At 42.7% G+C, this 18,422-nt stretch carries 20 protein-coding genes; all 20 read left to right on the forward strand.

Annotated features, from left to right (window positions below):
• The first annotated feature begins 391 nt into the window (after window positions 1-391).
• The 20 genes from hoxE (at window position 392) to hypD (ending at window position 18,406) form a co-directional block, all read left to right on the forward strand.
• Window positions 392-907: a bidirectional hydrogenase complex protein HoxE gene (gene hoxE, locus WDA22_00345; protein ID MFA5831898.1), complete on the forward strand. Its 516-nt coding sequence runs from the start codon at window positions 392-394 to the stop codon at window positions 905-907.
• The gene (locus WDA22_00350; protein MFA5831899.1) at window positions 904-2,553 is read left to right on the forward strand and encodes a NuoF family protein; all 1,650 of its coding nucleotides are present in this window, start codon (window positions 904-906) and stop codon (window positions 2,551-2,553) included. The genes hoxE and WDA22_00350 overlap by 4 nt, the downstream gene beginning before the upstream one ends.
• 159 nt (window positions 2,554-2,712) lie before the next feature.
• Window positions 2,713-3,435: a bidirectional hydrogenase complex protein HoxU gene (gene hoxU / locus WDA22_00355; protein MFA5831900.1), complete on the forward strand. Its 723-nt coding sequence runs from the start codon at window positions 2,713-2,715 to the stop codon at window positions 3,433-3,435.
• Window positions 3,436-3,542: 107 nt separating this feature from the next.
• Window positions 3,543-3,836: a hypothetical protein gene (locus tag WDA22_00360; protein ID MFA5831901.1), complete on the forward strand. Its 294-nt coding sequence runs from the start codon at window positions 3,543-3,545 to the stop codon at window positions 3,834-3,836.
• Window positions 3,837-3,850: 14 nt separating this feature from the next.
• Window positions 3,851-4,390 (forward strand): oxidoreductase, encoded by a 540-nt coding sequence (locus tag WDA22_00365; protein MFA5831902.1) that lies wholly within the window; start codon window positions 3,851-3,853, stop codon window positions 4,388-4,390.
• A gap of 53 nt (window positions 4,391-4,443) precedes the next feature.
• On the forward strand, window positions 4,444-5,871 hold the full coding sequence (locus WDA22_00370; protein MFA5831903.1) for a Ni/Fe hydrogenase subunit alpha: 1,428 nt from the start codon (window positions 4,444-4,446) through the stop codon (window positions 5,869-5,871).
• Window positions 5,868-6,377, forward strand: coding sequence for a hydrogenase maturation protease (locus WDA22_00375; GenBank protein MFA5831904.1), 510 nt, complete (start codon window positions 5,868-5,870; stop codon window positions 6,375-6,377). Before WDA22_00370 ends, WDA22_00375 begins: the two co-directional genes overlap by 4 nt.
• A 138-nt stretch (window positions 6,378-6,515) precedes the next feature.
• A complete protein-coding gene (locus WDA22_00380; GenBank protein ID MFA5831905.1) occupies window positions 6,516-7,484 on the forward strand; it encodes a sigma-54 dependent transcriptional regulator in 969 nt (322 codons plus the stop codon).
• Window positions 7,485-7,626: 142 nt separating this feature from the next.
• Window positions 7,627-7,851 (forward strand): hypothetical protein, encoded by a 225-nt coding sequence (locus tag WDA22_00385; protein MFA5831906.1) that lies wholly within the window; start codon window positions 7,627-7,629, stop codon window positions 7,849-7,851.
• Window positions 7,848-8,972 carry a hydrogenase small subunit gene (locus tag WDA22_00390; GenBank protein MFA5831907.1) on the forward strand — a complete coding sequence of 375 codons (1,125 nt, stop codon included), beginning with the start codon at window positions 7,848-7,850 and terminating at the stop codon, window positions 8,970-8,972. Before WDA22_00385 ends, WDA22_00390 begins: the two co-directional genes overlap by 4 nt.
• Window positions 8,972-10,690: a nickel-dependent hydrogenase large subunit gene (locus tag WDA22_00395; protein ID MFA5831908.1), complete on the forward strand. Its 1,719-nt coding sequence runs from the start codon at window positions 8,972-8,974 to the stop codon at window positions 10,688-10,690. Before WDA22_00390 ends, WDA22_00395 begins: the two co-directional genes overlap by 1 nt.
• Window positions 10,691-10,699: 9 nt before the next feature.
• On the forward strand, window positions 10,700-11,380 hold the full coding sequence (gene cybH / locus WDA22_00400) for a Ni/Fe-hydrogenase, b-type cytochrome subunit (GenBank protein ID MFA5831909.1): 681 nt from the start codon (window positions 10,700-10,702) through the stop codon (window positions 11,378-11,380).
• 228 nt (window positions 11,381-11,608) lie between these two features.
• Entirely contained in the window at window positions 11,609-12,412 is an 804-nt protein-coding gene (locus tag WDA22_00405; GenBank protein ID MFA5831910.1) for an NAD(P)-binding protein, read from the forward strand.
• Entirely contained in the window at window positions 12,409-12,909 is a 501-nt protein-coding gene (locus tag WDA22_00410) for a HyaD/HybD family hydrogenase maturation endopeptidase (protein ID MFA5831911.1), read from the forward strand. The genes WDA22_00405 and WDA22_00410 overlap by 4 nt, the downstream gene beginning before the upstream one ends.
• Before the next feature lie 82 nt (window positions 12,910-12,991).
• A complete protein-coding gene (locus WDA22_00415) occupies window positions 12,992-13,696 on the forward strand; it encodes a sulfite exporter TauE/SafE family protein (GenBank protein MFA5831912.1) in 705 nt (234 codons plus the stop codon).
• Window positions 13,697-13,733: 37 nt separating this feature from the next.
• Entirely contained in the window at window positions 13,734-14,096 is a 363-nt protein-coding gene (gene hypA / locus WDA22_00420) for a hydrogenase maturation nickel metallochaperone HypA (protein ID MFA5831913.1), read from the forward strand.
• On the forward strand, window positions 14,093-14,752 hold the full coding sequence (hypB, locus tag WDA22_00425) for a hydrogenase nickel incorporation protein HypB (protein MFA5831914.1): 660 nt from the start codon (window positions 14,093-14,095) through the stop codon (window positions 14,750-14,752). The genes hypA and hypB overlap by 4 nt, the downstream gene beginning before the upstream one ends.
• Window positions 14,707-17,034, forward strand: coding sequence for a carbamoyltransferase HypF (gene hypF / locus WDA22_00430; protein ID MFA5831915.1), 2,328 nt, complete (start codon window positions 14,707-14,709; stop codon window positions 17,032-17,034). Before hypB ends, hypF begins: the two co-directional genes overlap by 46 nt.
• Before the next feature lie 14 nt (window positions 17,035-17,048).
• Window positions 17,049-17,306, forward strand: coding sequence for a HypC/HybG/HupF family hydrogenase formation chaperone (locus WDA22_00435; GenBank protein ID MFA5831916.1), 258 nt, complete (start codon window positions 17,049-17,051; stop codon window positions 17,304-17,306).
• Complete coding sequence (gene hypD / locus WDA22_00440) at window positions 17,303-18,406, forward strand: hydrogenase formation protein HypD (protein MFA5831917.1); 1,104 nt, start codon at window positions 17,303-17,305, stop codon at window positions 18,404-18,406. The genes WDA22_00435 and hypD overlap by 4 nt, the downstream gene beginning before the upstream one ends.
• The last annotated feature ends 16 nt before the right edge of the window (window positions 18,407-18,422 follow it).

Raw genomic sequence — 18,422 nt, forward strand, 5'->3', positions numbered from 1 at the left:
AACATAAAAGCAAAACGGCGGTGATTCAGTAATGTTGGTCCCGCCGTTTTTCGTTTTAGAATAATTGCTTCTCATTCAACAAAGGAAATTGGGTAAGATATTCTTCTCTGTTATCTTGTTTTCAAAAACCCTTCAGAAAAATATACTCTCCACCAACAGAAGCATGGGGTTCATACTGATGCATTTTTGACATCCATTTGACATTTCTTTTTTTGCAAAATGGTGAGTCTCTATTCTCATAATCGGAAACAAGACAAAACTATTCTGTCGAAAATTCAGCGCTCGGTTGAATAAATAATAGCATAATATTTGCTGTATGTCATTAGGATGGTACGAAGCGTACACTCCGCGCCACCTCAAGTGTAATACTCTCATCCACCACCATACGACTATGGCTCAAACTGATAAACAACAACACCCCAGCGGTGACAATCGTTTTAAATTATTGGATCGCGCAATCACCAAACATCAAGCTCGCGGTGATGCGCTGATTGAAGTGCTTCATGTAGCACAAGGAATTTTTGGTTATTTAGAAAATGATCTTCTTATCTATGTTGCCCGAGCGTTAAAACTCCCGCTCAGCAGAGTGTATGGCGTTGCGACGTTTTATCATTTCTTTAATCTTAAACCGAATGGCGAACATACGTTTGTGCTCTGTATGGGAACGGCATGTTATGTAAAAGGGGCGGAGCACATTCAAACCGCCTTGGAAGAACGTCATCAATGCAAGTTTGGGCAGACCACAAAGGATAATAAAGTATCATTCATTACGGCAAGATGTGTCGGCTCGTGTGGACTTGCACCAGTAGCAGTACTGGATGATGCCGTTGTCGGTAAACTGAATCCCGAAGAAGCGCTCAAACGTGTTGAACAGTTGAAGAACACCTTTCACGAGGTAGCAATATGACATTGGAAGAACTTCAGGAATTATCGGAAAAAGAACAGCAGCGTCAGTCTGAAAAGAAACATCGCATTCTTTACTGTTCCGCAGCAGGATGTGTTTCTTGTGGAAGCGATAAAGTGAGCCTTGCCCTCAAATCAAAAATCAAAGAGCATGCGCTTGAAAAGGATTGCGAAGTGATTGGGACCGGATGTTTGGGATTATGCGGTGAAGGACCATTGGTGAAAGTGCAGAGTGATAATACACTGTATCAAAATGTTGACGTGCAAACCGCAGAACAGATTGTGGAATCACATATTCTCAAGAACAAAAAAGTTGAAGCAAAGCTGAGCGATATCTCATCGCCGTTTTTTGCATCGCAGACCAAAATCGTTTTGGAAAATTGCGGAGCAATTAACTCCGAAAGTATCGAAGAATATATTGCCGTAAAAGGATATGAGGCTCTGGCTACAGTCGTTAATGAAATGCAGCCTGCTGATGTTATCGAAGAAATTCGCAAAAGCGGATTACGCGGACGTGGTGGTGCGGGATATTCTACCGGACTGAAGTGGGGTATTGTTAGTAAAGCTCATGGCGAACAAAAATATGTCGTCTGCAATGCGGATGAAGGTGATCCCGGTGCCTTTATGGATCGCAGCGTGTTGGAAGGTGATCCGCATAGAGTGCTTGAAGGAATGGCAATTGCAGGTTATGCCGTCGGTTCAACACAAGGATATATCTATTGCCGCGCCGAATATCCGTTGGCAATTGAACGTCTTAAGCTCGCCATTAAGCAGGCGGAAAAAATGGGATTACTCGGAAACAGAATTCTCGAATCGCAGTTCAATTTCCGAGTCGATATTCGCATTGGGGCCGGTGCATTTGTCTGTGGTGAAGAGACAGCGTTGCTGCAATCGATCGAAGGGAAACGGGGAAATCCAAAACCGCGTCCGCCGTACCCGTCCGAAAAAGGACTCTGGGGTATGCCCACATTGATTAATAATGTGGAAACATTTGCCAACATCGCACCAATTATCCGAAATGGAAGTGATTGGTTCTCCAAAATCGGAACTGAAAAAAGTAAAGGGACAAAAGTCTTTGCCCTCGCAGGAAATATCAAGAATACCGGACTCATCGAAGTGCCGATGGGAATCCCGCTCCGAAAAATAATTTTCGATATCGGCGGCGGAACAACCGAAGGAACAGAATTTAAAGCTGCTCAAACCGGCGGACCTTCCGGCGGATGCATTCCTGTGGATCATCTCGATATTCCTGTGGATTATGAATCGCTTTCCAAGGTTGGGTCTATCATGGGAAGCGGCGGAATGATTGTGATGGATTCAACATCGAAAATGGTAGAAGTGGCAAAATTCTTCATGCAGTTTTGCATGGATGAGTCGTGCGGAAAATGTATTCCGTGCCGAGTCGGTACAAGACACATTTATGGATTGCTCGACAAGATCTCGAAGAAAAAAGCGACACAAGACGATATGGTGCTGCTGGAAGAACTTTGCATGATGGTGAAAGAGACCAGTCTGTGTGGACTCGGGCAGTCTGCGCCGAATCCTGTTCTTTCAACACTTCGCTTCTTCCGTCACGAATATGAAGAGTTGCTGCAGCCTATTGAAATGTATATGGGTGAACCGGGAGTAGAAGCGGACTTTGAAAAATGAACAGAATAAAAAAATAATTGATTCAGGGTTCAAGATTCAAAGTTCAGGTTGCATGATTCGGTACAATTTCACAGAGAATTCAGAAAGATCATAAAGCATGAAACACGAATCCTGAATCCAGTAGTTTTGAAAAGTTTTTTTCAATTTAACGACAAGTCTATGGCAGTCAAAACATTAACAATCAACGGCGAACAATACAGCGCACAGGAAGGTGAATCGATCCTCTCCGTAGCGCGGCAGCATAACATTCCTATTCCAACACTCTGCAACCTGGAAGGATTGTCAACAGTCGGTGCATGCCGATTGTGTGTGGTGCAGATCGAAGGAATTCCAAAACTTCTTCCCGCCTGCACAACCAAAGTGGAAGAGGGAATGGTAATACAGACATCAAACGAAAAATTGAACAAATATCGACGAATGATTATAGCACTTCTTGCTTCCGAAGGGAATCATGTCTGTGCTGTTTGCGTCGCCAACAATCATTGTGAATTGCAAGATCTTGCTTATCAAGTAGGATTAGTGAGAGTACGATACCCGTATCTCTTTCCGAAAAAACAATTAGATGCTACGCATAAGGATTATGTGATGGATCACAATCGCTGCATTTTGTGTACGCGATGTGTTCGAGTTTGTGATGAAGTGGAAGGGGCGCATGTGTGGGATGTTGCGGGACGAGGTATTAATTGTGAAATCATTACCGGACTCGATTATGCATGGGGCAATTCGCAAACCTGCACCGAATGTGGAAAATGTGTCATGGTTTGTCCGACGGGCGCTCTATTTGAAAAAGGAGTGACAGTCTCCGAAATGGAAAAGAAAAAAGGGTTTCTAAAATACATTATCACTGCGCGTCAAAAGAAAGAATGGATCTCAAACGAATAATATAATGTTGATCATCCCGAGCAAGCCCGTCAATGGCGGGCAAGTGAGTCCCTGATTTTTAGGGACGAACACGTTAAGGATTGTTACCGAATAAATGAGTAAAGATCTTGCCCAACACATACGAACGCACAATTTCATCTTTAGAAGCAGAGCAAGGATACTTCCTTATCCTGAAAAATAAACTATCACTCTTTCCGGTTGTTGGTTCGACATTTTTGTTAACTAACGGACATATGAAGAAAGAAGCAAAAATTGAATCATATCATTGCGAGTGTCAAGGGCCAAACCAGCCGCACGATCATTATTTTGTTCGATGGCCCGGTCTGGTAAAAGGAGATCATTTGATTGTTAAACGATCGCTTCGGGACCAACAATTATTTTCCATTCGAATAGAAGAGTAAGTATGACTGAAAAAATTCAAAAACCAAAAGTTGCAACAGTCTGGCTTGGTGGATGTTCAGGATGCCACATGTCATTTCTGGATTTGGATGAGCGGCTTATTGAACTGGCAGATAAAATCGATCTTGTCTATTCGCCGATTGCTGATATTAAAGTATTTCCCGCCAATGTGGACATAACGTTGGTGGAAGGTGCAGTGACGAATGATGAGAATGAAGAAATGGCACATACAGTCCGGAAACATTCAAAGTATGTTCTTTCATTTGGAGACTGTGCTACCACGGGTAATGTTACTGCTATGCGAAACAGATTCGGTAATGCCGAATTGATAGATCGTGCATATAAAGAGTTGGCAGATATTTGCAACTCTGTACCGAATGATCATACGTTAATTGCTCAACTTCGGGAGCAAGCAATTCCGTTGCATCATCTTATTCGTGTGGATGCATTTTTGCACGGCTGTCCACCCACGCCGGATGAGATCTGGTTTGCGATAAATGAATTACTCCAAGGAAGAGTTCCTGTATTTAAAACACAGTTTTTACGGTACGGTTAAACACGGTGGCAAGTCGGCGTTAACGCCGATCTGCTGTATATTTTAGGTAAATCATGTCAAATATAATTACGATCGCTCCTGTTACCCGCATCGAAGGTCACGCGAAGATCACCATTCATCTAAACGATAAAGGCGAAGTAGAAGATGCCCGCTTTCATGTCAACGAGTTCCGTGGGTTCGAAAAATTCTGTGAAGGGCGTCTTTTGTGGGAAATGCCGGGACTGACATCTCGAATCTGTGGAATTTGTCCTGCAAGTCATCTTGTTACGTCGGCAAAAGCCGGAGATGATATTCTTGCCATCGGTATCCCGGAAACCGCCGAAAAACTCCGCCGGATTCTGGTACTCGCACAATGGATCCAGTCTCACGCACTGAGTTTTTTCCATCTCTCTTCTCCGGATTTCCTACTTGGGTTTGATGCTGATCCCGCCGTACGGAATATTTTTGGTTTGCTGCAACAGGATAAAGAATTTGCGCGAAGGGGGATTCGGCTTCGCAAATTTGGACAACAGATCATCGAATTTCTTGGAGGGCGAAGAATTCATACTCCGTGGGCTGTCGCCGGAGGAGTGCGTGAGTCGTTTACAAAAGAAGAACGAGATGCACTGTTAAAGTGGTATCCTGAAGTATTAGAGACTGCATTGATGGCAATTGACACCATCAAACAAATTCACGGACAGTTTACAAAAGAAATTGCCTGTTTCGGAAATTTCCATTCCCTGTTTGTTGGAATGGTTGGACCAAAAGGAGAATTGGAATATTACGGAGGCAACCTGCGGATTATGGATAGCACGGGAAATATTATTGCAGACAATATTGATCCGAGGGAATATTACAACCATTTCGGTGAAGCGAGCGAATCGTGGTCTTATCTCAAATTTCCGTATTACAAACCGCTTGGTTATCCCAAAGGAATCTATCGTGTAGGTCCGCTTGCCCGGTTAAATATTTGTGATTCCATCGAAACTCCTCTAGCCGAACAGGAACGGAAGATGTTTAAGGATTTGACTCCGATGACCGAAGCGGTGAATAATTCGTTCTATTATCATTATGCACGGTTAATCGAATTGTTGTTTGCTGTGGAACGTGTTGAGCAATTGTTGTGCGATCCGGCAATCCTTGGCAAAAATATCCGGTCTAAAGCAGAGATTAATAAACTGGAAGGAGTGGGAGCATCGGAGGCTCCGCGCGGTACATTATTCCATCACTATTGGGTGGATGAGAACGGCGTGCTGCAAAAAGTGAATATGTTAATTGCCACTGCGCAAAATAATATGGCGATGAATCGAACAGTACGTCAGATAGCAATGCAATTTGTGGAGGGGAAGACAATCCCCGAACCAATTTTAAATCGTATCGAAGCAGGCATCCGCTGTTTTGATCCATGCTTGAGTTGTTCAACACATGCTCTTGGTCAGATGCCGCTTGAAGTGTTATTATTTAATCATCAAGGAACTCTTCTTGATAGGAGGGTAAAATGAATTCATTGGAAAATAAACCAAAAATCCTTATCCATGCTTATGGAAATCCCGGCAGAGGTGATGATGGAGTGGGAAATGCTTTTATCGAGATGTGTCAGCCTTGGTTGTCTTCTGAGTATGCACACCACGTCACCATCGAAAGTAGTTACCAGCTGAATGTGGAAGATGCATATACTATGAGCGAGTTTGATATAGTGGTGTTTGTGGATGCAACAAAGGATGAGAAATGGGATTATTCATTCACGAAAATATTGCCGGAGTCCCAATCCCCATTTACGACACATTCAATGCTCCCTTCGGGCGTATTATATTTGTGCACGGAACTCTATGGAAAACAACCGGACACGTTTTTGCTTCAGATAAAAGGATATGAGTGGGAAATGTTGGAGGGACTTTCAGAGCATGCGGAGAGGAATTTGTGGAAAGCATTTCACTTCTTCCGGACAAAACTGGAAGAGTGGATTGAATTGGAACATCACCACGAAGACGAGCACGAACATTCGTAATTATTTGTACGCTGCTCTCTTTTTGTTTTTACATATACCGCGGAGCTCTGCTCCGCGTTCTTTTTTATGCTACTTTATTTTACGTACGATTTGCTTTTACCATTCTCCCTGCCTACATTTCTGCAAAAATAAGGAGTTATGAGTCCGACTTCATCATTAACGCTCATTGCACAAAGTGCAATGATGCGGGAATTATTAGAACATGTTGATACAGTGTCGCGTTCGGATTCCTCCGTGCTGCTGGTGGGTGAAACAGGTGTCGGCAAAGAACTGTTCGCAGAATATATTCATAAAAAAAGTACGCGTGATAGTTTTCCCTTCGTAAAAGTTGGTCTTGCTTCTCTCCCTGCTGAGTTATTGGAAAGTGAATTATTTGGTCATGAAAAAGGGGCATACACCGGTGCCGGGACAGAAAAAAAAGGATTGTTTGAATTAGCAGAAGCCGGAAGTATCTTTCTTGATGATATTGATGATTTCCCACTCCATTTACAATCGAAACTTCTTCGCGTTCTTGAGTCGCGTGAACTCATGCGCGTGGGAGGAACAGCCCCCATCCCTGTCAACGTACGTGTGATTTGCGCATCGAAAATTGACCTGAAGATTTTGGTCGATAAAAATATGTTTCGTTCTGACCTCTATTATAGAATCAATGTCGTGCCAATCCATATTCCGCCGCTCCGTTCGCGACGGGATGATATTCCATTGTTGATCCATCATTTTCTACATCGATTTATTCCGGATCATTCTGTGGATGTTTCCGACGAAGCGATGCAGATATTGCAATCGTACGACTGGCCAGGAAATATTCGTGAACTGCGCAATGTTGTACAACGGATGGCAATATTTGCAAACGGATCAATTACCCCGAAGAGTCTGCCTAAAGAGATTCATTCCAGCAGTTCACTCGAATCTATCTTAAAGGCATGTAATAAATGTTTAGTTGAAGAAAAGATGAGCTTTGAAGAAGTCGTAAACTGTCTTGAAATGAATCTCGTGAAACAAGCCCTTCTCAAAGCAGAAGGAAACAGAACACAAGCTGCAAAGTTTTTGAATCTCAGTCCTTCAACACTTCGGGATAAACTGAAAAAATTTAATCTTGAAGACTAGCTTTTGCATGTCCCACGGAAATCCGTTCATCGATAAGCGGATTTCCGCTACCTCAAAACCCCGATACTCCTAATTCTTTCAAATCCGTCATATTTCTATTGGCATTGATGTTGCAGTGTGTTGAGCAATTCAACGGCATTGTATGACAATCCAATTATCAGATCTCACTCATAAAACCACTCTGAAAGCAGAAGTCGTCGGTGTCTTTCAAAAAGAAGAAAACCCGGTCACGACACTTCTCATTCGGCCATTTACCATCGAAGTAGAGGAAATGAACGATGCTCATCTCGGTGATGAAGCAGCGATAGAAATTTCATTTTTAATCAATGCAATAAATGTTCAACCATTACCTAGGAGGCAGATATGAATGGTTCTCCGCTTACTCTTTGGGAACATGCACAATCGCAGGGAGTTTCCCGACGGGATTTTATTAAATATTGTTCGTGGCTTGCGGCAGCAGCAGGAATTGAAGCATCGGCTGTCGGTCAGGTTATTCACGCAATGGAAAAAAAACCGCGGCTTCCTGTCGTATGGATGCATTTTCAGGAATGTACGTGTTGCAGTGAATCGTTTATCCGTTCATCTCACCCGGTGGTATCGGAAATCGTTCTTGACAAAATTTCTCTGGATTATACCGAAACATTAATGGCGGCGTCGGGATTCCAGGCGGAAAAATCGTTGCATGATACAATGAAGAAGTATAAAGGGGAGTATTTAATGTGTGTTGAGGGATCAATTCCCATAGGAGACGACGGTGTGTATTGCTGTATCGGCGGAAAATCTGCGATTGATATCGTCCGGGAAGTTGCCGCAGATGCAAAAGCAATTGTAGCATGGGGAAATTGCGCAACCCATGGCTGCGTGCAAGCAGCAAAACCGAATCCCACAACAGCAACACCTGTTCATAAAATTATTTCCGGAAAGCCGATCATCAATGTTCCGGGTTGTCCGCCAATTGCAGAGGTGATGGCAGGGACCATTGTTCATTTGCTGGCGTTTGATCGCATTCCGCAACTTGATGGTCTTGGAAGACCGAAAGCATTTTACTCAAGAAGAATCCATGATACATGTTATCGCCGTCCAAATTACGATGCCGGCTTATTCGTTGAATCGTTTGATGATGAAAATGCACGTCGCGGATATTGTTTGTATAAGATGGGCTGCCGAGGTCCGGTAACGTATAATGCTTGCGCAATTATGAAATGGAACAACGGTGTTAGTTATCCAATTCAATCAGGTCACGGCTGCATCGGTTGCAGCGAAAAAGATTTCTGGGACAATGGACCATTCTATCAACATCTCGCATCATTCCCGGGATTTGGCATTGAAACAACCGCGGATAATATTGGTGTGGCTGTTGGTGCTGCAACGGCGGTTGGAATTGCTGCACACGCAATTTCCACAAATATTAAAAAAGGAAAATTGATCAATGCTGAAATTGCCAGCAGCAGTGAAAAAGAAGAAACGACCAAAAAGGGAGGTGCATAATGTCTACTCGAATTGTTGTTGACCCAATTACCCGGATTGAAGGGCACCTTCGTATTGAAGCAGAAATAAAAGATGGAAAAATTATTGATGCATGGAGTGCCGGCACAATGGTGCGCGGGATTGAATTGATTCTAAAAGGTCGGGATCCTCGTGATGCATGGGCGTTTACTGAACGTGTCTGCGGTGTTTGTACGACGGTTCATGCATTAGCATCTGTCCGCGCTGTTGAGGATTCGCTAAAGATTGTTGTCCCTCCCAATGCAGAATTAATCCGCAACCTGATGTTTGCCACATTGTATTTGCAAGATCACGTCGTCCATTTTTACCATTTACATGCATTGGATTGGGTTGATGTAGTCAGCGCCTTAAAAGCCGATCCAAAAAAGACATCGGAACTTGCGCAGAGTATTTCCAATTGGCCAAAAAGTTCGCCAAAATATTTTGCCGATGTTCAAAAACGATTGGCGGCGTTTGTCGAAAGCGGACAGTTAGGAATATTTGCCAATGGATATTGGGGTCACGGCGCGTATAAACTTCCCGCAGAAGCAAATCTGATGGGAACCGCGCATTATCTTGAAGCTTTAGAATGGCAAAAAGAGATCGTAAAGATTCATACGATTTTTGGTGGGAAAAATCCTCATCCAAATTATCTGGTGGGTGGAGTTCCTTGTTCCGTTAATATTGAAGAAGCAAATTCAATAAACGCAGAACGACTTGCATACGTCGGAACACTGCTGGATCAAGCATTTGAATTCGTCAATCAAGTCTACATTCCGGATCTGCTTGCGGTTGCTTCATTCTATAAAGATTGGGGAGCAATTGGCGGCGGACTTCCGAATTATCTCGCATACGGAGATCTCCCGATGAACGGCTACGGAGATGTTTCGAAATTTAAATTCCCCCGCGGTGCCATACTCAATAGGGATCTTTCCAAAGTTCATGAAGTCGACGGAAGGAATATCGACGAAATCCAGGAATTCGTAAAACATTCGTGGTATGAATATGCCGGAGGCGATGAAGTTTCAAAACATCCATGGGAAGGTGAAACAAAATTAAAATACACCGGACCGAAACCACCGTATCAACATCTTAACGTTGAAGAGAAATACAGCTGGTTAAAGACTCCGCGATGGAAAGGTCATGCAATGGAAGTCGGACCTCTTTCCAGAATGTTGGTAGCCTATGCTTCAGGAAACAAAGAAGTTATTGAAGAAATTAACGGCGTCTTGAAAGCATTGGATGTTCCAGTGGGAGCATTGTTCTCAACACTTGGTAGAACTGCTGCTCGCGGCGTTGAGACGAAACTTGTTGCCGTATGGGCAAAAGAGTTCTATCAACAGCTTCTTTCGAACATTAAAAATGGTGATTCCCGAATGTTTGTAAAAGATATGTGGGAACCTTCTTCATGGCCTAGCGAAGCAAAAGGGGTTGGATTGACGGAAGCTCCCCGCGGAGCGTTAGCACATTGGATTGTCATCAAAGACAAGAAAATTGATAATTACCAACTTGTCGTTCCGACAACGTGGAATGCTTCTCCCCGAGATCCAAAAGGTCAGCGTTCTGCATACGAAGCAGCATTAATTGGGACACCAATTAAAAATCCTGATCAGCCGTTGGAAATATTGCGGACAATCCATTCGTTCGATCCATGCTTGGCGTGTGCGGTTCATTTGTATGATGAAAAAGGCCGCTACGTTCATCAGATCAATACATTTTAGGAGGCGTACATGGAAAATATATTGATCCAACGAATATATGTCTGGCAATTGCCGGTGCGGCTATACCATTGGGTGAATGCTGTTGCCGTGTTATTGCTTGCATGTACCGGGTATCTTATCGGGCATCCGTTTGCGATTCAAAGCGGTACTGAAGCGTACGATAATTATTGGTTTGGCACCGTGCGCTTCATACACTTTGTTTCGGCCTTTTTCTTTTTCTTCAATTTCCTTGGACGCATTTACTGGGGATTTGTGGGTAATAAATATTCCAGCTGGCGAAATTTTATTCCCACGAAGAAGAAACAATATCAAGAAATGAATGAAGTGTTGAAGGTGGATATTCTGCAGGCGAAAATAAAACCGTTGGAATCAATCGGTCATAACAGTCTCGCAGGATTTACGTACTTCATTACATTTTTAGCATTTTTATTTCAATGCTTAACAGGATTTGGGATGTATGCCGCAATGAGTACATCGATGTTGCCGCAATTGTTTGCATGGATCGTTCCGTTGATGGGAGGAGATTTTGCGGTTCGGCAATGGCATCACTTAATGATGTGGTTTTTCATCGTCTTTTCAATGATTCATGTCTATCTCGTGTTTTATCATGATTATGTTGAAGGGCGCGGGATCATCTCATCAATGGCTGGCGGATGGAAATTTATTGAAAAAGATGTTCGTAAAAAATAATTCCTGTTTGTATTCTTGATAGAATTATACGGCGGGCAGGAATATGCCCGCCATTTTTGTTTCAAAGTGATCTTAAATGTTAACGGTTGTTATTCTGAGCAAGCTCAAGAATTTTATCACACCGCGCAGCGAAGAATCTTATTGTAGAATCAAATTCTTCATCCGCCTTCGACGGATTCAGAATGTCAATCTCAAGGTATTTTTGATGCCCCTTCTACTCATAAATATATGAAATCATCCGGAGTACTCGTTTGGGCTATATTTCGTGCATTTATTACCCCGCTGGTTTCATCTGCAGTTTTTGTTATCGGGGTGACATTGTTTTATATGTATGCGGAAGGTGTTTCGTGGATTGATGGATTCTTTTGGATAACGCATCCACATGGAATTCCGGAAACAAGTAAGGGGATCACAAAATTATTTGCTGTTGGTGTATATGCGGGAGTTGTTCTTTTTCAGATATGGATTGTCGAACGTATCCTCGTCAGCATTTTTAATAAAGAAGCAAAAAAAATATGGAGCGCGCGTGTGAATGACTTAAAAATATCTCGATTGAAAAATCATTTTATTATTTGCGGATATGGACAGGTTGGGAGAACGGTGATAGACCAACTGATCAAATCCAAATATCCGTTTGTGCTGATTGAAACAAATGAAGGACTTTGTTCGGAATTGACGAAAGAGGGAATTCTCGTTCTGAATGGGAGCGCGAAACGCCGAGATCTGTTAATGACTGCCCGAATTCATAAAGCCCATTCATTATGTGTGCTGATTGATAATGATGCTGATAATTTATACATCAGTATCACAGCGAAAGCATTAAACCCGAATGTGAAAATTATTTGTCGTGCCGGCCAAGTCCGTTATGCCGAAGCAATGAAAAATGCTGGAGTGGATTCGGTTGTTATTCCCGAGCATGAAGGTGGTTTAATGGTGGCAAGACAATTGCAGGAATATATGCCTGCCGAGAAAAAATTTCGGTTAAATATTGAAGCGGAAAAATCGTTCGACTTTAAAAAAGGCTTAACATGAATTCTGAAAAACAAATATTAGTTCTAGGCGTTGGCAATGTTCTTTTAGGTGATGAAGGTGTTGGTGTTCATGCTGTTGAACATCTCAAACAATTTTCTCTTCCTCCGAATGTAACGCTGGTTGATGGTGGAACTGGTGGATTCCATCTTCTTTCGTACTTCGCAGATTATTCACCGATTATTCTCATTGATGCAACCATGGATGGAAACGTTGACGGAACAGTTCGCCTGTTACAGCCAAAATTTGCTTCCGATTTTCCCAAGACACTTAGTGCACATGACATTGGATTGCGGGATTTGATTGAAACTGCAGCATTGCTTGCTACTGTCCCCCCGGTTTTTTTGATCACAGTTTCAATAAACGCCATTCAGCCAATGTCTTTGGAACTCTCCCCTAATGTGAAACAAGCGCTCCCAAATGTGGCAACAACAGTTCTGAGTATTCTTAAGAATGAAAACAAAAAGTCAGTAAATAGTCCGATTTTAGAAGAAAATTAGGCACAGCGATTGATATAATTCTAGATGTAAGTGTTAGACTGTGATTGATCAAAACACTCTCTAAAATGATGTAAGGTGATCTATGTCGAATGAGCTTTCCTTATTGCTGCTGACGGCCGCAACGGTTGGATTCATGCACACCATTCTTGGTCCTGATCATTATGTTCCATTTATCGCAATGTCCCGTGCGGGTGAGTGGACGAAGTTCAAAACAATGTGGGTCACTATTTTGTGCGGTATCGGTCACGTTGGAAGCACCATTGCGTTAGGATGCATCGGCATTGTCTTCGGATATACAGTCTTTCATCTTCAATCAATCGAATCATATCGAGGCGATATTGCAGGGTGGCTGCTAATTATTTTTGGATTGTTGTATACGGGATGGGGAATTCGCCGCGCATTGATGAATAAACCGCATGCACACAAACATATTCATCATGACGGCATGATGGAAGTACACGCACACAATCATCAAGGCCATCATCATCATCAGGAAGCAAAATCTTCCATGCGGCTTTGGTTTCTCTTTACCATTTTCATTTTTGGTCCTTGTGAACCGCTCATTCCTATTCTAATGTATCCTGCGGCGAGAGGAACTGTAACTGACGTAGTTCTTGTATGCATCGTATTCACTATCATAACTATTGGAACAATGCTCGGAATCGTCTTTAGCGCATTATACGGACTCTCTTTTGTCCCAATGAAAAGGATGGAACAATACAGCCATGCACTTGGGGGTTTTGCGATTTTAATGTGTGGTATTGCTGTTCAATTTTTAGGTTTGTAGGAATAAAAAGTCTTGACAAGGTTAAATACTTAAAAATATGCACGAACTATCAGTCGCAGAAAATATTGTCGAGATCATCCATCAACATGTCGAGAACGATCGACTGCATGATGTACGATCGGTAACTGTGAAGGTCGGTACGTATTCCGGAGTGGTTGCTGATTCGCTGGAGTTTTCGTATCAGGCAATTACCGCGGCGACACCGCTTGAACAATCATCTCTCTCACTTGAACGGATTCCTTTTGTTGTTCAGTGCAACGATTGCCACGCAAAATTGATCAATGATGATGGTGTAACACAATGCGTATCGTGCGGCAGTTTCAGGACAACAATAATATCCGGAAGAGAATTACAGGTAAAAGATATTGAATTAGAAGATGTAGAAAAGGAACTTGTATGAGTGTATTGACGATTGAACGAAAAGTTCTTGAAAAAAATGACGACATCGCACGTCGCAATCGGGAGCTGTTTGCTGCAAACAAGCTCTTTGTGTTTAACCTTGTCAGCTCGCCCGGTTCCGGAAAGACAAGTCTTCTTGAACAAACGCTAAAGCATTTAAACGGAAGTGTCCGCATTGCTGTTGTGGAAGGAGATGTGCAGACGGATTTTGATGCTCAGCGTGTTGCAAAATTTAATGTCCCGGTGGTGCAGATTGTAACGAACGGTGGTTGCCATCTTGAAGCAAAACTTGTGCACGATGCACTTTCCAATTTTGATTTGAAGAATATCGATCTGTTGGTGATTGAAAATGTTGGCAATCTTGTCTGTCCGGCAAATTATGATCTAGGCGAGGCGATGAAGGTTGTTGTTGTCAGCACAACCGAGGGAGATGACAAGCCGCTGAAGTATCCCGGAATGTTCCATAACGCCTCTGTATTGATCGTCAATAAAATTGATCTTGTTCCGTATGTCAATTCTAATCCTGAAGTAATTAAAAAGAATGCATTGCAAATTAATCCCGCTTTAAAAATATTCGAAACATCCTGCGTCACAAACAAAGGAATTCCCGAATGGTGCGAGTGGTTGAGAAGTCAGACGAAAAAACGCGGCGTTTAAAGATCATCATTCACGGAGCAGTCCAAGGTGTCGGATTCCGTCCGTTTGTGTATCGACTTGCATCCGAAATGCATTTGCACGGCTGGGTATCGAATACTCCTCAAGGAGTGTTAATCGAAGCCGAAGGGGATTGCATCACTCTTGACTCATTCCTAACAAGAATCCATTCCGAAAAGCCATCGCTCTCAAGTATCCACAGTTGTGAAACTTCTTTTCTGGATCCGCTGGGATTTAGAAGTTTTGAAATCCGCGAAAGCACAATCACAGGATCGGCAACGGCACTTGTGTTGCCGGATATAGCTACATGTCCTGATTGTCTTAAGGAAATATTTGACATTAACGATCGCCGCTATTTATATCCTTTTACAAACTGTACCAATTGTGGTCCCCGATTTACGATTATTCAGTCATTACCGTATGACCGAAAAAATACCACAATGAAGTCGTTCACCATGTGTGAGGAGTGTGGAAAGGAATATCATGATCCGCGTGATCGGAGATTCCACGCCCAGCCAAACGCTTGTCCGAAATGCGGTCCGCATATAGAATTGTGGGATCGAAACGGTATTTTGGTAACATCGCATCAGACCGCTATTGAACAATCGGTTCAAGCAATATTGAATGGCGAAATTGTTGCGGTGAAAGGGTTGGGGGGATATTTGTTGATGTGTGATGCAAGAAGAGATGACGTCGTTCAAACATTACGAGAGCGAAAACACCGGGACGAAAAACCATTCGCACTGATGTTCCCTTCCATCTCTCATGTGGAAAATGAATGTGAGCTTTCTGAGATTGAGCAGAGACTATTGCTTTCACCGCAAGCTCCTATTGTACTGCTAAGGGCTCTTACAAGTTCTGCTCCATCACTTTCATCAGGCATAGCTCCTGGAAATCCATTTTTAGGGGTAATGCTTCCGTATACACCATTACATCATATCTTGATGTCGATGTTGCAAATTCCACTTGTTGCCACCAGTGGAAATATTAGCGACGAACCGATCTGTTTTCACGAAGAAAGTGCTGTGACAAAACTCCATGGCATCGCTGATTATTTTTTAGTTCACAACAGACCAATTGAACGGTACTGTGACGATTCAATCATGCGTGTGGTACAAGGCCGCGAATTAATGATTCGCAGAGCACGTGGATATGCTCCTCTTCCAATCCATCTTCCAAAGAAAATCAACTTCCCGGTTCTTGCCGTCGGAGCGCAGTTGAAGAATACGATAGCAATTGCTCACGACGACTCGATCGTTGTCAGTCAGCATATTGGTGATCTTGAAACTGCGGAATCTCTTTCGTCATTTAAGAAAACTATTAAAGATGTCCGGACATTATTTGATACTGTTCCTTCGGTGATTATTCATGATCTGCATCCAGAATATCTTTCTACCACAATCGCAAAAAATGGACTCTCAGCTCAACTGAACAATGCTTCGGTTATATCCTTGCAACATCACTTTGCCCATATTGCATCATGCATGGCAGAAAATGAATTGGCCGGTCCAGTGATTGGATTCTCATGGGACGGAACCGGTTACGGAACTGACGGAACGATTTGGGGCGGAGAATGTATTCTGTTTGACCAGAAAGTATTTCGTCGTGTAGGAACAATTCGATCATTCACACTTCCCGGAGGTGAAACGGCAATTCGTGAACCGCGGAGATGTGCTGCAAGCATCCTTCACGAAATCTATGGGATCGATTCATTGGGAAAGTCACAAATAATAGACGACAGTTTCCTTGAACGTGATAGAAGATTGCTTTTAGACATGATGTCAAAGAAAATCAATGCTCCATTAACTTCCAGCATGGGAAGGATTTTTGATGCAGTGGCTGCTTTTTGTGGTGTGAAGATGAAGAGTTCGTTTGAAGGGCAAGCCTCAATGGGATTGGAATATCTTGCAATGCAATCTGATACGGAAGAAATTTATCCAATAACTCTTCAAGGCCATGAGGGACTCTTAACATGGAATTGGATCCCGATGTTTGAATCAATCTTAAAACAATCCAAAGAAGGGATGCCAAAAAGAGAAATTGCAGCGATGTTTCATAATACTCTTGCAGAAGTTATTCTGCGAATGGCAAAACATTGGAACATAGAAAAAGTAGTTCTGTCGGGCGGATGTTTTCAAAACATGATCTTGTTAGAGAAAAGCATCACATTGCTTCGTCGGAATGGTTTTACTCCCTACTGGCATCAACGGATTCCGGCGAATGACGGCGGAATTTCGTTAGGACAAATTTACTCTTATTTTCTTACACAACCGGAGCATCACTAACTGGAGAGGTTACCATGTGTCTTGCAATTCCCGGCAGAATTGAAAAAATTGAAGAAGGTTCTTCACCAAAAATGGCAAAGGTGAGTTTTGGAGGAATCATTAAAAATGTCTGCCTTGATTTTCTTCCGGAAGCTGTTCTGCATGATTATGTTTTGGTTCATGTTGGTGTGGCGTTGACGAAAGTGAATGAAGAGGAAGCGTTAGAGACAATTGAACTCTTCAAGCAAATGGGAAATGCGTTGGATGAATTAAAAGAGGGGGAGACAGTATGAAATATCTTGATGAATTTCGCGACCCGGTATTCGCAAAATCTCTTTCCGAGAAAATTCATAAAATTACGACTCGTCCGTGGACAATCATGGAGATTTGTGGTGGACAAACACATTCCATTGTAAAATCAGGATTGGAAAATTTGCTTCCTTCATCACTTTCTATTGTGCACGGTCCCGGATGTCCTGTCTGTGTAACACCGCTGGAAATGATTGAAAAAGCAATCCTGATTGCTCAACAAAAAAATGTCATCTTTGCATCGTTTGGCGATATGCTGCGTGTTCCGGGATCATCTTCCGATTTGTTAACAGTAAAGGCGAATGGCGGTGATGTCCGAATAGTCTATTCTCCGCTGGATGCGGTATCAATCGCAGAAAAAAATCCAGGAAAGGAAGTGGTCTTTTTTGCTGTTGGTTTTGAAACCACTGCGCCCGCAAATGCCATGGCAGTGTGGCAAGCGTACAAGAAAAACCTCAAAAACTTTTCCATTCTCTGTTCTCATGTACTTGTTCCCCCGGCAATAGAAGCGTTGTTATCCTCCTCATTAAATCGAGTCCAGGGTTTTCTCGCTGCAGGACATGTTTGCACAGTGATGGGATATGAGGAATATATTCCGCTCGCGAAAAAATTTAAAGTTCCCATTGTTGTGACAGGATTTGAACCGATCGATATCCTTCATGGTACATTGATGCTTATTACTCAGTTGGAAGAAGGACGCTACGATCTTGAAAATCAATATTCCCGCATGGTGAAGAGAGAAGGGAATGTTACCGCGCAGGAAATGATCTTTAATGTTTTCGAAATATCACGCAGAACGTGGCGAGGGATCGGAGAAATTCCTCAGAGCGGATATTCTTTGAAAAAAGAATTTACGAAGTACGATGCGGAAAATAGATTTGATCTCGGGAAGATTGATGTTCAGGAATCGCCCCTTTGCATTGCAGGAGAAATTTTGCGCGGATTGAAAAAACCGTTTGAGTGTGCAGCATTTGGGAAAAAATGTTCACCGGAACATCCACTTGGTGCGCCAATGGTTTCGTCCGAAGGAGCATGTGCTGCATATTATAATTACAAACGTCAGAATGTTTCAATAGCGCAATGATTTTAAAAAGAATGCG

The sequence above is a fragment of the Bacteroidota bacterium genome, assembly GCA_041658205.1.
In the GTDB taxonomy this organism is placed as follows: domain Bacteria; phylum Bacteroidota; class Ignavibacteria; order UBA10030; family UBA8401; genus UBA8401.